The organism is Butyricicoccus intestinisimiae (genome assembly GCF_018918345.1).
Classification (GTDB): Bacteria; Bacillota; Clostridia; order Oscillospirales; family Butyricicoccaceae; genus Butyricicoccus_A; species Butyricicoccus_A intestinisimiae.
Genome location: NZ_JAHLQI010000001.1, coordinates 237,117 through 252,756, shown reverse-complemented (window position 1 = coordinate 252,756; position 15,640 = coordinate 237,117). Strand labels below are relative to the sequence as shown.

The following is a 15,640-nucleotide window of genomic DNA, read 5'->3' as shown; positions in this document are numbered from 1 at the left end:
CTATTCTTCCATTGGAGATTGATTTTCTCCCTGATGTGCGCGAAGTACATCAAGGAACATTTCTTCACCCTGCTTCCGTGCTTCTACTGCTTCATCGAAGTCATCAAATCCCCCTAAATAATGACATTTTCCTCGAAACATAATTTGCGCAATCCATTTTTTGCGCTGTTTGTTGAAGTATACGCCGCGCGCACCGCTGGTATTTGCCTTCGAAATATGGCTCGTCTGCAAGTGTTCCAGACACGTTCCATCTACGAAATGCAGAATTTTCTTTGGTGAGTGCTCACAGCCGCAACTCTTAGACAGTCCGTTTTTCAAATTGCTCTCGCGTACAACCGTCGTTTTTCCGCAGTCGCAGCGACAATTCCAAGTTCTGTGACCGTTTACCTTGCCTTGATAAGAAATTACCGTAAGCTTTCCAAAGCGCTTGCCGGTCAAATCTTCCGGTTCTTTATGTACTCCGCAGCCACAGCTCGTTGTGTTTCCGGAGGTCAGGACATTGCGCGCCAGCAAAACCTCTTTTCCGCAGTCACAGCGGCAGCTGTTGGTGACGCCGTTTTTTAATTTCCTGCTGGATAATTCAATCTCGTTGCCGCAGTCGCAGCGGCAGTGCCAAATAATACATCCATTTTTCCGTTTATCCGTCTTATTTAATACAGTCAATTTCCCGTATCGTTTTCCAGTCAGTTCTCGCTTCATATCTTCCCCGCGCATGCTCCTTTCGCATAATATTGGAACGTCTCATCGTTCTGCAAACCTTGCCGAGGCTTCCGCTCCCCCGTGCGCGCAGCCTTGACAGACTTGTTCGTAGAATATACCATCCTATGAAAATCCTCAATAAAAGCCCTAAATATGGAGGTTTCTTACATCCTTTGACGTGTTATTTGACGGAAAATAACGCAGAAAGTTTTTGCATATGGTCACGCTTTTCCGGTCAAAAAGAATCCCGACGAGGATTCCGGCTGGATAGAGGCAAGGAGCTTTGCGAAATCTTCCGGCAACGGAATCACACGGATAGAATGCTTGCTTTTCGGAGAAGTAATCATTACCTTCGTCTTTTGATCGAACGGCGTGTCGGTTTGGATTCGCTGCATGGTGTGCTGCACGCACAATACACGATCCTGCAAGCATATATTTTCCCAACGGAGGGCGCAAAGCTCACCCACACGAATGCCGGTGAACAAGCACAGCAAGATTCCGGCGTTTTTAAGCGAAAAATTCGACAGGAGATACCGGCATAAAACTGCTTGCTCGTTGTGTGTGAACACACGGATATCCGTCTGTTCCTGCCGCACGGTAACTGCCTGCAAATCACAAGAGACAGAAATATCCAACTTGACGGCTAAATGCAGCATGCTCCTGAGAAGAAAAACGGCAGCAGTGACCGTTCCGGCAGAAAGACCGCTCTTTTTGACGCCGCCGGAGACGCGCAGCTCCGTACAGAACGATTCGATGTGCTGATTTCTCAGCTGAGAAACCGGCATATTTCCGAGCGCCGGTTCGATATACCACGTCCACACGTTTTGATACTTTCGGTATGTTGATTCTTTGACCTGCGGTTTCGTATGATAAAACCACTTGTCTGCCACCATGCGCAGCGTGTATTGCTCATGCGTACGATTTCCACTCATTTGTGTCAGATTTTGTACGGCAAATCGCTGTTTTTCCTTCACCTCATGGTACGTTTGACCATAAACATATCCGTAGACGGCACGGTTGTTTTTTCTGCCGCGAATGTATCGTCCTTCCCAACGTCCATCCTTGCGTTTGTAAATATTTTCACCTTTTTTCGGCATATTGAAATACCCCTTTCTGTCGACTAAAATTTTGACGGCGAATGCACAGGAATCTCCCCGGATTTCGGGCTTAAATCTCTTATATTTCGTACAAATTCACGATTATTAGGCAAAATTAACGCAGGCGAAGGCGTAACCATTGACAAATTCGACATAAAATTATAAAATATATACATAAAGCGGTTTCATAGGATGGTATATTCTACGAATTTATATAAAAATAACGATTTGAAATGCGGGCACGCCCCTCACTTCAAATCGTTATTATTTTTCCCATATTGTCGCGTTTCATCCACAATTCCGTCTATTATATCAATCTTACAGCATGTTTAAAATAATTCTGTATGATTTTTTCTTCTATAACGCAAAAAGCCGCTTTTTATGCAAAAAAAGTTGCATAAAAAGCGGCTTTTAATTCTCATCCCTCGAGATGCTTTTACGAGTTATACAGGAACGTCACAACCTGTGCACGGGTGCAGGAATCCTTTGGCGCGAAGGTTGTCTTTGTCACGCCGCTGGTGATGCCGTTGGCAACAGCCCACATGACCGGTTCATAATACCAATCAGATACCTTGACATCGGTAAATGGATTCTTGACAACGGCCTTTTTCTTACCGTTTGCCTTCCACATGAATGTCACGATTTCACAGCGCGAGCACGTCTTGCTCGGACTAAACGTCGTTGCGGAGGTGCCGGAAGTGATATTTTTGGAAACCGCCCACATGACGGCCTTGTAATACCAATCCGATGATTTCACATCGCCGAACTTGTTGGCAACAGACTTTGTCACATCCGGACTGCCAGCATTTCTCCACAGGAACGTGATTGCCTGCGCACGCGTACAGACCTGATTGGGGCTGAACGTCGTTTTGGATGTACCCGCTGCGATGCCCTTTTTCACTGCCCAATTGACCGCATTGTAATACCAAGCAGTCTTTGGAACATCGGTGAATCCTGTCGTGGTTGCCTGTCCCGGCTTGGTCGTCGTCGTATAGCTTGCGCTGATATATCCGGTCTTTCCGGCAAAAGAAATCGTGTACCAGCCATCCTTGAGCGCTGTCGTTTGTACTTCCGTTCCCTTTTTCAGCGTGCCCAGAACCGTAGCCTTGGTATTTGGCTGTGCGCGAACATTCAAATCAGCGGTCGTATAAACCGTCTGTGTCGTAGACGGCTTCGGATCTTCCGTCGGTTTGGTCGTCGAAATGTACTTGTTGTACACGTATCCGGACTTGCCAGAAAAAGAAATCTCGTACCAATTGCCGGATGTTCCGATAATCTCCACCCGCGTGCCCTTGCTCAGCGTTCCCAGAATTTCCGCGTCGTTGCTTGGCTTAGAACGAACGTTCACGTTGGCAGTCGCGTATCCGGTCTTGCTCGCGGCAACCGTCTGCTCCTGCTGTGCCGCGGCAACGATTTCCGTGCTGTTCTGTTGTGAAACAGCATCCAGAGCGTACGCATTTCCACATAACAAACACGCAGCCATCATCCCCGTTGCGATGCGAATTGTTGTGTTTTTCTTCATATAATCCCCTTCCTTCTTTTCAAGAAGTATCGTGCCTTTTGTTTAATATATCACACAAATTTGCGTTGTCCAATAGTGTTTTTGCAGTTTTTTGCCTATTTATTTGCGTATTTTATGCTAGTAAATTTCAAAGTGGTTTTTTTATTCTATTTTAATTTTTGCCTTTTCTCAATATAACTCTTTTGAGTTATCCATAATACTTACTCTTGCGCCAGCCATTTTCGCAGCTGCTGCACCGCCTTTTTTTCCAGCCGCGACACCTGTACTTGAGAAATACCGAGCTGCCGCGCACACGCCTGCTGGGTCTGCCCGCGAAAATATCGCAGCAGCAAAATGCGCTGCGACCGAACATCCAATCGCTCCATGGCTTCTCGCAGCGCCAGAGATTCAACGACACGTTCCTCCATGCATGCTTCTCCAAGCATCTGTTCCAGTGTCGTGCCGTCCTCTCCGATTTCGCGCTGCAGCGAATCCGGCGGCAGCAGTGCGGTCTCGCAAGCCGCAATTTCTTCCGGTGAAACCTCCAGCCAATTGGCAATCTCGTGAATGGTCGGCGGTCTGGACAGCGTTTGATGCAGCGTTTCCCGCGCCGTGTGCACGCGATAGCCCAGTTCTTTGACACTGCGGCTGACTTTCATTGCGCCGTCATCGCGCAAAAACCGCCGAATTTCTCCGGAAATTTTGGGCACCGCATAGGTAGAAAACCGTGTGCCATATGTGCAGTCAAAGCCCTCTATCGCCTTGAGCAGTCCGATGCTTCCCAGCTGAAACAAGTCCTCTGCCTCTGTGCCGCGCCCTGTGTATCGCTTGACAATGCTCCAAACCAACGCTTGATTGTCTCTGATGAGCTGTTCTTTGGCGGCTGTGTCGCCGCTCTGCGCCAATCGCAGCAGGCGCAGCTGTTCGTTACTTCTGTCCAAAACGAATTGCTATGCGCTTGGTCATCACAACCTGCGTGCCGATGCCTTCGCGCGAGCGAACGCGCAGCTTGTCCATAAAGCTCTCCATGATGGTAAATCCCATACCGGAACGCCCCGCGTCACCGGTTGTGAACATCGGCTGCCGCGCCCGCGGCACATCCGGTATGCCGCAGCCTTTATCTCGAACTGAAATCTGTATTTCTCCGCCCTCAAACAGCTTTGCCTGTATGGTTATGTATCCGGTTCGCTCTTTGTACGCATGCACAATACAGTTGGTGACCGCCTCGCTGACCGCTGTTTTGATGTCATTCATCTCCTCAATCGTCGGGTCAAGCTGTGCAGCAAATGCCGCGACTGCCTGCCGTGCAAATGCCTCGTTGCACGAACGGCTCGGAAATTTGATGCTCATCTGGTTTATTTCCCTGCGCATACCGGTTCCTCCTCTTCCAAATGCAATGTCGGCAGATCCGGCAAAAACTGCACGCGTTTTTGAATGCCTGCCGCCTTGAAAATGCGCATCGCGGACGGCGGTGTGCGAATCACACAAAATGTTTGCCCCGCCCCCAACAGATTCCGCTGCGCTCCGAGCACCACGGCAATGCCGGAGCTGTCCATAAAGGTCAAACCGGACAAATCCAAAATAATCGGGTCATTTGCATATAGTATCATGGTTTTTTCCAGATATTCGACACACTGTGCCGCCTCATGATGCCCTAGTTCTCCGCAAAAGCGTATCACAATGCCTTGTTTCTCTCGTTTATGCGAACATTTCATGCTGTTTTCCTCCCAACCTTCGCAATATAGGCAAAAAAAATAGAACCGTTCTTCTCTCGAAGAACGATTCTATTATAAAAAGTTTCTGAAAAATAATCTGTCAGATTATACCATCTGCCAGCGCATTTTTTGCTTCGCCCGCAACATACAGCGAACCGCATACAATGACGGCGTCCGATTCGTCCGCATAGCGCACAGCGCGCTTGAGCGCAGACGGCACATCTCCGCAGTCAATGACGTTGCAGTACGGAGAAAACGTGCGAATCATCGTGGTCAGCGTGCGGCTGTCCAAAGCGCGCGGATTATCCGGCTGCACGGTGTAGACGGAATCCGCGCGGCGAACCAGCATCCGCACACAGGCTTCATACTGCTTGTCCGCCACCATGCCCAATACCAGCGAAATGCCGCCCGCTGGCAGCAAATCATCCAGCGTTGCACACAGCGCAGTCACGCCGTCTACGTTATGCGCGCCGTCAATCATCAAAAGCGGGTCGGTCTGCACAATCTCCTGTCTGCCTGCAATCCCTGCACGAGCAAACCCGTCAGCAATCGCCTGCGCGGAGATATGCCAGCCCTTTTTGTTCAGCACCTGCAGCACAGCATATGCCGTTGCCGCATTGTACGCTTGGTGTCTGCCAATCAGGCGCAGATGAAATGGTTTGCCGTCAATCACACAGTCCGTGCCTTCCAATGTACAGGACGCAATTTCCGGCATTGGCGCTTTGATGTACTGCGCTGTCACCTCATAGCAGCGGCGGGCAAGAACATCGTCTACGCTGTCTTTCTGCTCCGGATAATTGACGAGCACACTGTCAGGCTTGACAATATGGCTTTTATCCGCAGCAATTTCTTCTACCGTATTGCCGAGCACCGCCATGTGATCCAGCGCCACGTGTGCCATCACAGCAACTTCCGGTGCATCTATGATATTCGTCGCGTCATACCGTCCGCCGAGGCCGACTTCCAGCACGACAATATCACACGCTTGTTCTGCAAAATACTGCATCGCACACGCGGTTGTGAACTCGAATTCCCCGATGTGCTCGCCTTCCGGTAAAATCAGCTGCTGCTCTTTTTCCGCGACCTGCGCCGCAATGCGGCACAGGTCTTCGCGCGGAATCATTTGTTCATTGACGCGGATGCGCTCACAGAAATCCATGATAAACGGCGAGGTGTACAGACCGGTTTTGTATCCGTCCTGCTGTAAAGCGGATGCACTTAACACCGCGATGCTTCCCTTGCCATTTGTACCCGCAACATGGATAAATTTCAGTTTTTTTTGTGGATTTCCCAATATCGCCAGCAGGGCACGGATGCGATCCAAGCACGGTGTGCCGCTGAATCTGCCGTGGGCATGTATGCGCTCTAACGTCTGTTCGTAACCAACCATAAAAATTAGTCCAGCGCAGCGATGCTCTCGTTGAGCTTGGCAATCTGATCGTTGAGCTTGGCAGCCTTGACGCGCTCACCCTCAACAACCTGTTCCGGCGCCTTGTTCAGGAATCCTGGATTGTTCAGCTTCTTGTTGATGAAGTCCAGATCCTTCTGTGCCTTCTTAAGTTCCTTATTCAGTCTAGCCTTCTCCTTCTCGAAGTCGACCAGCTCGTTCATCGGCAGGTACATCTGCACATCACCGGTGACAACAGAAACCATCTTGGCTGCGTCAGCCGGTGCTTCTGCGGAAACATTGAGCGCACTTGCATAAGCGAGCTTGAGGAAGCAAGCCTCACCCTCCGTAAAGACTTCCTGACGTGCCTTGTCCTCGGTCACAACATAAACCTGTGCCTTCTTAGACGGCGGAACATTCATCTCTGCACGGCGGTTACGGATTGCACGGATGCTGTCCATCAGCATTTCCATCTGTGCTTCTTCGGTCGGGAAATTCAGCTCGTCCTGATACTCCGGCCACTTGGACAGCATGATGGTCTCGCCCTCATGCGGCAGTGCCTGCCAAATGGTCTCGGTGATGAACGGCATAAACGGATGCAGCAGCTGCATCGAACCGGACAGCACATAGCACAGCACGTTTTGTACGTTCTCGCAGGTCTCCTTGTCGTCCTTGTTCTGCAGACGAGTCTTTGCAATCTCGATATACCAATCGCAGAATACATCCCAAATAAAGTCATTGAGCTTCTGTGCGGCAATGCCCAGCTCATACTTGTCAATGTTCGTCGTGACATCCTGTACCAGCGTATTGAACTTGGACAGAATCCACTTGTCCTCCATGGTCAGCGTCTTCGGCAGCTGTACCTTGTCAATGGTCAGGTTCATCTGGATAAAGCGGGAAGCGTTCCAGATCTTGTTGCAGAAGTTTCTGCTTGCCTCAACACGATCCTTGGAGTAGCGCATGTCATTTCCTGGCGAATTGCCAGTTGCCAGCGTGAAGCGCAGCGCATCTGCGCCGTACTGGTCAATGACCTTGAGCGGGTCAATGCCGTTGCCCAGAGACTTGGACATCTTTCTGCCCTGCTCGTCGCGCACCAGACCGTGAATATAAACCGTCTTAAACGGAACTTCCTTCATGTGCTCCATGCCGGAGAAAATCATGCGGGCAACCCAGAAGAAGATAATATCATAGCCGGTAACCAGCGTATCCGTCGGATAAAAGTATTCCAGCTCCGGCGTCTTATCCGGCCAGCCCAGCGTGGAAAATGGCCACAGCGCAGAGGAGAACCATGTATCCAGCACGTCCTCTTCCTGACGAATGTGATGACCGCCGCACTTCGGGCAAGTCGTCACATCTTCCTTGGCAACAACCATCTCGCCGCAGTCCTCGCAATAGTATGCCGGAATGCGGTGACCCCACCACAGCTGACGGGAAATGCACCAGTCATGCACGTTTTCCATCCAATGGGTGTATGTCTTGCTGAAGCGCTCCGGAACAAACTTGATTTCGCCCTCGTCGACAACGCGAATAGCATCCTTTGCCAGCGGCGCCATCTTGACGAACCACTGTGCAGAGGTCATCGGCTCTACCGTGGTACCGCAGCGATAGCAGGTGCCGACATTATGGGTATGATCCTCAATCTTGACCAGACGGCCCTCTGCTTCCAGATCTGCCAGAACTGCCTTGCGGCACTCATAGCGATCCATGCCTTGATACTTGCCGCCGTTTTCATTGACGGTTGCATCCTCATTGAACACGAGAATCTGCTCCAGATTATGGCGCTGACCCATCTCAAAGTCATTCGGGTCGTGGCACGGCGTGGTCTTTACACAACCGGTGCCAAATTCCTTATCAACATAATCATCGGCAAAAATCGGAATCTCACGGCCGATAATCGGCAGAATTGCCATCTTGCCAACCAGATGCTTGTAGCGCTCATCCTCCGGATTGACAGCGATGCCACTGTCGCCCATGAAGGTCTCCGGACGGGTGGTAGCGACAATCATGCACTCGTCCGAGTCCTTGATGTCGTACTTGATATACCACAGCTTGCCCGGCTGGGTCTCATACTCTACTTCGGCATCAGACAGCGCCGTTGCACAGTGCGGGCACCAGTTGATGATGCGGCTGCCCTTGTAAATCAAGCCCTTGTTGTACAGGTTGACAAACACTTCCTTGACAGCCTTCGAGCAGCCTTCATCCATCGTAAAGCGCTCTCTGCGCCAGTCACAGGAGGAACCCAGCTTCTTGAGCTGCTGGATGATGCGGTCACCGTACTGGTTCTTCCACGCCCATACGCGCTCCAAGAACTTCTCACGGCCGAGGTCGTAACGGGTCAGACCCTCTTCCTTGCGCAGGTTTTCCTCTACCTTAATCTGGGTAGCGATGCCTGCGTGGTCTGTGCCCGGCATCCACAGCGCAGAGTAGCCCTGCATGCGCTTGGTACGGATCAAAATATCCTGCAGGGTTTCGTCAAACGCGTGACCCATATGCAGCTGACCGGTTACATTCGGAGGCGGAATAACAATCGTAAACGGCTTTTTGTTTTTGTCTACTTCTGCATTGAAGTAGCCCTTTTCTTCCCACGTCTTGTACAGCTTGTCTTCTGTCGCAGACGGGTCATACGTCTTTGGCAATTCGTTGGTCACAAAATTGCCTCCTTCCTTGTATAATCATTGAAATTGGATCTTTAGCTGAAAAAAAGTCTTCGTCCTAAATTCATCAGGACGAAGACTTGTATCCTCCGCGGTACCACCTTGCATTCACACAGGGCGTGCCTGCGTGCACTTTGTGTCGGATAACGGCGACAAACCGAATGTTCCTACGCGCCAGACAAGCTGGTTTCGGCACATTGACTCAGAAGCTACCTTCCAATCCCTGCCGCGAAGCCTCGCACCAACCGGCTTCTCTCTTTGCTGGCACAGGAATGTACTCCTCTTCTTCAGCGTCGATCTCTGTTTAGACCTGTATATTATAGTATGGCAAGGCGAGATTGTCAACACTTAAAAGCGTATAGGAACCTCTGAAGTATGTACTTTGCAAGAGTAGCCTCTGCTTTCCATCATTTCTTTTACATTTTTCTCTGCTAATTCCTTCTCTAAAAGCGGCCCAACTGTAACAGAAGTAATTGCCTCTTTAGGCACAGAAGCTTCCACATACGGAATAATATAGCCATTTCCTGTCCAATATTTTGTTGGTAATCCGTTAGAAATATCTTTATCTTTTGGAATTCGCAAAATGACTCGTACTTCCTTCTCGTGAGAAAAATGTTCATCTTTAAAGCAGAATTGCAATTCCGCTATAGACAACGAAAGATCTCGTTTAACTCGTTCAATATCTTCCGGTTTAACATCTTCCGGATCTCGCCTTTTTTTGAAAATTTCTAAAGATTGCTCGCATTTTAAAAGAATCTCATCTAATTTTTTCCTTTTATCTTCTTCCTGATAAATAATCTGATATTTATTCAACATATATCCATAAGGATTTTCGATATTCTCCCATTTTACGAAATCTATTCCCAACGCATAGCCTTCATAGCGGCTCGATTTTGAATAATAGTTCCACATCGGCAAAGAATCTCCATCTGTAGAAAAACTACAGATGTATACATTCTTAGAATCCATTTCACTGACGATCCGTTCATTAGCATCAATCGTAACTGGTTCTGCTGACAATTCCCATTCATCCACTTCTGTATCTATCAGCTCTTGAATAGCGTCCTGAAATTCTTCGCGTATATCATCTCCCTTCAACTCCTTATACTCTTTTAACACTTCTTGAATATCGTACCGTTCATTTTTGTCATTCAAGCTATCCCATCGTGTAAACCACAGTTTCGCATTCTTGCTATCTTCCCCGTTGTCTACAATGCCCAATAATCCACTTGGCGATGTATAATGGTACACTGTATTATCTGTTGAATCCATTTTGCACTCCTTTAAATGGTTATTTTTACATTGCTTTATTGTATCATACTAAGAATAGGTATGCAATGCAGGGTTCTAAAATAAAATATATCTTGAATAATTGAATAAAAAAATAGAGAGATAGAGGCTCATGGGTTATGGTTTAGTTTCTACACCAAACGAACCCGAAAGAAGCCTCTACCTCTCATGAGTAAAAGTATAACATCAGACATGGTTTACCAGCAATCTCTGATGAAATACGTAATAAAATGCGGTGTCTGTAGTGCCAATCGAAAATACAATAGAAACAGCTGCACAGTAATACGCGCAAACGGCGTTCTCTCAATCGGCTTTACAGATTGATTTCAACCTGAATGTTATCGTCAGCCAGATACTTCTCGATGCGCGGCATAACATCATTCTTGATGAAATCCTCTACCTGCTGCGGTGCACGGCCGATGTATGCCTTCGGATCCATCTCAGCCAGAATTTCTTCCTTGGTCAGACCAAACATCGGATCAGCAGCGATCAAATCAACCATATTGTTGTCCAGTCCCTCTTCCTTTACGCGCTTGCCGGCAGTGATAGAGTGCTCACGAATGCGCTCATGCAGATCCTGACGGTTGCCGCCGCGCTTTACTGCACTCATCATGATGTTTTCGGTTGCCATAAACGGCAGCTCGCTCATCACGCGCTTCTCGATGGACTTCGGATAAACCACGATACCCTCAGAGATGTTAATCATAATGTTCAGGATAGCATCGATACCAAGGAATGCTTCCGGAACAGAAATACGCTTGTTTGCGGAGTCATCCAGCGTGCGCTCGAACCACTGCGTTGCAGAGGTAACAGCCGGATTGAGTGTATCAATCATGACATAACGAGCCAGCGAGCAGATACGCTCCGAACGCATCGGATTGCGCTTATACGGCATCGCAGAGGAACCGATCTGATGTGCTTCAAACGGCTCTTCCAGCTCCTTGAGGTGCTGCAGCAGACGCATATCTGTGGCAAACTTGCTTGCGGACTGTGCAATGCCGCCCAGCGTTGCGACAACCTGTGCGTCAATCTTTCTGGAATAGGTCTGACCGGATACCGGAACCACACCGTCAAAACCAAAGTCAGCAGCGATCATCTGCTCCATCTTGCGGATTTTCTCATGGTCACCGTCAAACAGCTCCATGAAGCTTGCCTGTGTACCGGTGGTGCCCTTAGAGCCGAGCATGCGCATATTGGCAATACGGAACTCCAGTTCATCCAGATCCATCAGCAGCTCGTTAATCCACAGAGTAGCACGCTTGCCAACGGTGGTCAGCTGTGCCGGCTGGAAATGGGTAAAGCCCAGCGTCGGCATATCCTTGTACTGAGCAGCAAAGTCAGACAGGCGGTGAATGACAGCAACCAGCTTCTTGCGAACCAGCTTCATGCCTTCCTGCATCTGGATGATGTCGGTATTATCGCCTACATATGCAGAGGTTGCACCCAGATGGATGATGCCTGCAGCCTTCGGAGCGACCTTGCCGAAGGTGTAAACATGTGCCATAACGTCATGGCGCACTTCCTTCTCGCGCTTCTTTGCCACTTCATAATCAATGTTGTCAATGTTGGCTTCCATCTCGTCGATCTGCTCCTGTGTAATCGGCAGACCAAGCTCCTTCTCAGCCTTCGCGAGAGAAACCCAAAGACGGCGCCAGGTGGAGAACTTCATATCCGGAGAGAAGATATACAGCATCTCCGGGCTGGCGTAACGGGAACAAAACGGACTTTCGTATACGTTGCTCATACTCACTAAATTCCTTTCCTGGCGCTGGTTTTCCCCGCGCCACATACAAGTGTTTCTTCTATTTTAGGCGAAAATCGACCAAAAGGCAAGATGCTTTGTATACAAATTTGCCTATGCAGATAAGATACAATTTGGGAGAAAAAAAGAAGTTATCCGCTTTTGGCAGATAACTTCTTTCTTACTAAAACGTTTATTTTTTCGCTTATGCCTCAGCGATGAACTTCTCCAGACGGTCAAGACCCTTGTCAATGTTCTCCATAGAGGTTGCGTAAGACCAGCGCAGGTAGTTCGGTGCAGCGAAAGAGGTGCACGGAACGGTTGCTACGAGAGCCTTCTCCAGAAACAGTGCTGCGAAATCGCCGTCGTTCTCAATCTTCTTGCCGTACATGGTCTTGCCGACAAAGCTGGACATATCCATCATGACATAGAACGCACCCTGCGGCTTGATGCAGGAAACGCCTTCAATCTTGTTCATGCGCTCTACCAGATGGTCGCGGCGCTTCTCGAACTGCTGACGCATCTCCTCAACAGAGCCCTGATCGCCTTCCAGTGCTTCCAAAGCAGCCCACTGTGCCATGGTTGCCGGAGCGCCGGTGGAATGGCTGACATAGCTGGACATTGCCTTTGCAACGGTCGGATTTGCCAGCGCATAGCCAACACGCCAGCCGGTCATTGCGTAGGTCTTGGATACGCCGTTGATAACAATGCACTGCTCCTTCATTGCCGGAGAAACCGATGCAATAGAGGTATATTCCAGTCCATCATATACCAGCTTGTAGTAGATATCGTCGCTCAGAACATAGAGGCCGTGCTTCTCACAGACAGCAGCCAGTGCTTCCAGCTCTTCTCTGGTGTATACCATGCCGGTCGGGTTGGACGGGGAGTTGAGCATGAACATCTTGGTCTTTTCGGTGATTGCTGCTTCCAGCTCGTCAGCGGTAATCTTGAAATGGTGCTCAGCAGTAGCGCGAACTTCTACCGGAACAGCGCCAGCCATGCGAATCATCTCTGCGTAGCTCAGCCAGTACGGAGCTGCTACAACAACCTCGTCGCCCGGATCACAGCAAGTCATGATAGCGAGGTATACATTGTGCTTTGCGCCGGATGCTACAACAACCTGGCTCGGCTCATATTCCAGACCAAGATCTTCCTTCATGCGGTTGCAAATTGCCTTTCTCAGTTCGATGATGCCGGCAGCCGGGGTATATCTGGTCTTGTTTGCCTGAATAGCAGCGATGCCTGCTTCCTTGATGTTTTCCGGGGTGTTAAAGTCCGGCTCACCTGCGCCAAAGCTGACAACGTCGATGCCGTCGGCCTTCATCTGCTTTGCCATTGCGCTGATTGCCAGCGTGGCGGACGGAGCGATTGCGGCTGCAATTTTAGAAATTGGTTTAACCATAATATGTTCCTTTCCGGGGCGAATTCTTTCCGAAGCCCTTCGCCTCTGCGGCTTGAGATTCCGCATGTATCTTTTCACTTAACTATCTGATATTATAGTGATTTCTAACCATTTTTGCAACCAAAAATAGCATTTCTATTCGATATAATTGGAAATTTCCATACTTTGAACAAAAACCAAAAGATGTTTTCCCATATCGTGACATTTTGCACAAATGAAATTTACGAGAATGCAGCCTGCATTTCATTTTCCTGCAACGCGCGGATAAAATGCAATTTTACAGTCATGCATATTGCATTTTTTACATGGCATGAAAAAGAGCAGAGCCTTACAGCTCTGCTCTTTGATGTGATTTCACAATTACTTTGCCTGCTCCAGTGCCTGTGCAATCTGGTCCGGACATGAGGTGCCGCGGCCACCGCAGTCAACGCCCTTAAACGCCTTGATTACCTGCTCTACCGGCATACCGGTAATCAGACGGCAAATGCCCTTCAGGTTGCCGTTGCATCCGCCGATAACCTCGATGCTTTCTACCACGCCGTCCTTGACACTGTAGTGAATCTCGCGGGAACAGGTTCCCTTTGTCTTGTATACATTCATTTCAATATCCTCCTGTATTTTTTATTTGTCTTTGCTCTCAATGACAAGCGCTCGTCCGCGCTGAATCGTAATCGAATATTCCGGTGCGGCCGGTTCATTCGAGGTCGTGTACGGCTCAAAACGAGAGACCTCTGCGTTTGTCACAACATACTTGGTGCCGCGCAGCGTCAATCCGGTCAGCTTGTCATCCAATGGAATGATGCCGACGTACTTGTACGCCGGATCTGCCGGATACGTCACTGTACCGCCGCCGTGAAATGTCACACGGTTTCTGCTGTCCACAAATACACCGCTGCATCCATGTTCATACAAAAACTCCAACTGAGACAGATTGGAAAGAAAGTGGTCAATTCTGCCGCCGGATGCGCACACATACGTAATGGTATCTGCGCCGCGCCGCAGCGCTTCGCGCGTGCAGCTGAGCAAATCCGTGTCATCTTTTTCCGGCTTGAGCCGGATTACTTCGACATCGAAATCTGGACAGCTTCCCGAATCAAAATCCCCAACGACCAAATCCGGCTGGATTCCGCACGCTTGCGCATGACGCACGCCGCCGTCGGCACAGATGATATAATCCGCCCGCTGTGCCAGCGGTTTGACATATTCGTAATCGGTCTCCGGCGCAGCTGCGATCATGAGCACATTCATTTCAATTCCCACTCCTTCAGATTCCGAACACTTTCATACAGCTGACAGTAGCTCTCGTGTCGTTCCTTGGCAATTTTGCCTTCCTCCACAGCCTGCCGAATGGCACAGCCCTTTTCCTTGACATGGGCGCAGCCGGTAAATCGGCACTGATTCAGATACGGCTCAAATTCACGGAATGCGTACTGTAAATCATCCTTCAGGATGAGATCCATGCGCTCTGCATCAAAAGCAGAAAATCCCGGCGTATCCGCAATAAATCCACCGGTTTCCAGCTCCACCAGCTCCACATGCCGTGTCGTGTGACGGCCGCGTTCTGTTTTCGGGCTGATTGAGCCGGTTTCCATCTGGAACTTTTCGTCGATGGCATTGAGCAAGCTGGACTTTCCAACACCGGAATTTCCTGCAAATGCAGAAATTTTCCCCGTCAGCTGTTCTCGAAGTGCTCCTACACCCTCGCCGGTCTGTGCGCTGACGCGGAAAACCTGAAATCCTGCCTGTGTGTAAATGTCATATAAATGATCGCCTCGATTGATGTCGCACTTATTGATGACAATCAAGACATCCATGCCTTTGTGCTCTGCAATCGCCGTGACTTTATCAATGAGCAGCGTTTCTGTCACCGGAGGTGCCGCACTGCATACAATGACAAGCTGGTCGATATTGGAGACTGCCGGCCGAATCAATCTGTTTTTTCTCGGTTCAATTGACATAATGTAACCCGTGCCGTCGTCCTGTACTTCAATCATGACACGGTCACCGATTACAGGTTTTTGTGATGATTTGCGGAATTTTCCGCGTGCTTTGCATTCTATCACTCCAGAATCCGTGCGAACATAATAAAATCCGCCGATTCCTTTGAGAATGAATCCATTCTCCTGTTTCATAGCATTGTATTCCTTTTTTCTA

Annotated in this window: 14 protein-coding genes and 1 other annotated feature; all 14 genes read right to left on the bottom strand. The window is 49.2% G+C overall.

Annotated features, from left to right (window positions below):
* Window positions 1–699 carry a hypothetical protein gene (locus tag KQI75_RS01300; RefSeq protein ID WP_216468882.1) on the bottom strand — a complete coding sequence of 233 codons (699 nt, stop codon included), beginning with the start codon at window positions 697–699 and terminating at the stop codon, window positions 1–3.
* Between the two features lie 221 nt (window positions 700–920).
* Window positions 921–1,796, bottom strand: a complete 876-nt coding sequence (locus KQI75_RS01295) for a site-specific integrase (RefSeq protein ID WP_216468881.1) — start codon at window positions 1,794–1,796, stop codon at window positions 921–923.
* Window positions 1,797–2,232: 436 nt separating this feature from the next.
* Complete coding sequence (locus KQI75_RS01290; protein WP_216468880.1) at window positions 2,233–3,318, bottom strand: S-layer homology domain-containing protein; 1,086 nt, start codon at window positions 3,316–3,318, stop codon at window positions 2,233–2,235.
* Between the two features lie 200 nt (window positions 3,319–3,518).
* Window positions 3,519–4,238, bottom strand: coding sequence for a SigB/SigF/SigG family RNA polymerase sigma factor (locus KQI75_RS01285; protein WP_216468879.1), 720 nt, complete (start codon window positions 4,236–4,238; stop codon window positions 3,519–3,521).
* Entirely contained in the window at window positions 4,225–4,668 is a 444-nt protein-coding gene (gene spoIIAB / locus KQI75_RS01280; RefSeq protein WP_216468878.1) for an anti-sigma F factor, read from the bottom strand. The genes KQI75_RS01285 and spoIIAB overlap by 14 nt, the downstream gene beginning before the upstream one ends.
* Window positions 4,653–5,012, bottom strand: coding sequence for an anti-sigma factor antagonist (locus KQI75_RS01275; protein ID WP_216468877.1), 360 nt, complete (start codon window positions 5,010–5,012; stop codon window positions 4,653–4,655). Before KQI75_RS01275 ends, spoIIAB begins: the two co-directional genes overlap by 16 nt.
* Before the next feature lie 100 nt (window positions 5,013–5,112).
* Window positions 5,113–6,402, bottom strand: a complete 1,290-nt coding sequence (locus KQI75_RS01270; RefSeq protein ID WP_216468876.1) for a bifunctional folylpolyglutamate synthase/dihydrofolate synthase — start codon at window positions 6,400–6,402, stop codon at window positions 5,113–5,115.
* 5 nt (window positions 6,403–6,407) lie between these two features.
* On the bottom strand, window positions 6,408–9,047 hold the full coding sequence (locus KQI75_RS01265) for a valine--tRNA ligase (protein ID WP_216468875.1): 2,640 nt from the start codon (window positions 9,045–9,047) through the stop codon (window positions 6,408–6,410).
* A gap of 71 nt (window positions 9,048–9,118) precedes the next feature.
* Window positions 9,119–9,353, bottom strand: a binding site (T-box leader).
* Window positions 9,354–9,401: 48 nt separating this feature from the next.
* Window positions 9,402–10,325, bottom strand: a complete 924-nt coding sequence (locus KQI75_RS01260; protein WP_216468874.1) for a DUF2971 domain-containing protein — start codon at window positions 10,323–10,325, stop codon at window positions 9,402–9,404.
* Window positions 10,326–10,656: 331 nt separating this feature from the next.
* Window positions 10,657–12,087 carry an adenylosuccinate lyase gene (purB, locus tag KQI75_RS01255; RefSeq protein WP_216468873.1) on the bottom strand — a complete coding sequence of 477 codons (1,431 nt, stop codon included), beginning with the start codon at window positions 12,085–12,087 and terminating at the stop codon, window positions 10,657–10,659.
* Window positions 12,088–12,289: 202 nt separating this feature from the next.
* The gene (locus KQI75_RS01250; RefSeq protein ID WP_216468872.1) at window positions 12,290–13,486 is read right to left on the bottom strand and encodes a pyridoxal phosphate-dependent aminotransferase; all 1,197 of its coding nucleotides are present in this window, start codon (window positions 13,484–13,486) and stop codon (window positions 12,290–12,292) included.
* Window positions 13,487–13,846: 360 nt separating this feature from the next.
* Window positions 13,847–14,086: a TIGR03905 family TSCPD domain-containing protein gene (locus KQI75_RS01245; protein WP_216468871.1), complete on the bottom strand. Its 240-nt coding sequence runs from the start codon at window positions 14,084–14,086 to the stop codon at window positions 13,847–13,849.
* A 21-nt stretch (window positions 14,087–14,107) separates the two neighbouring features.
* Window positions 14,108–14,734 carry a thiamine diphosphokinase gene (locus KQI75_RS01240; RefSeq protein WP_216468870.1) on the bottom strand — a complete coding sequence of 209 codons (627 nt, stop codon included), beginning with the start codon at window positions 14,732–14,734 and terminating at the stop codon, window positions 14,108–14,110.
* Entirely contained in the window at window positions 14,731–15,618 is an 888-nt protein-coding gene (rsgA, locus tag KQI75_RS01235; RefSeq protein WP_216468869.1) for a ribosome small subunit-dependent GTPase A, read from the bottom strand. Before rsgA ends, KQI75_RS01240 begins: the two co-directional genes overlap by 4 nt.
* Between the last annotated feature and the right edge of the window lie 22 nt (window positions 15,619–15,640).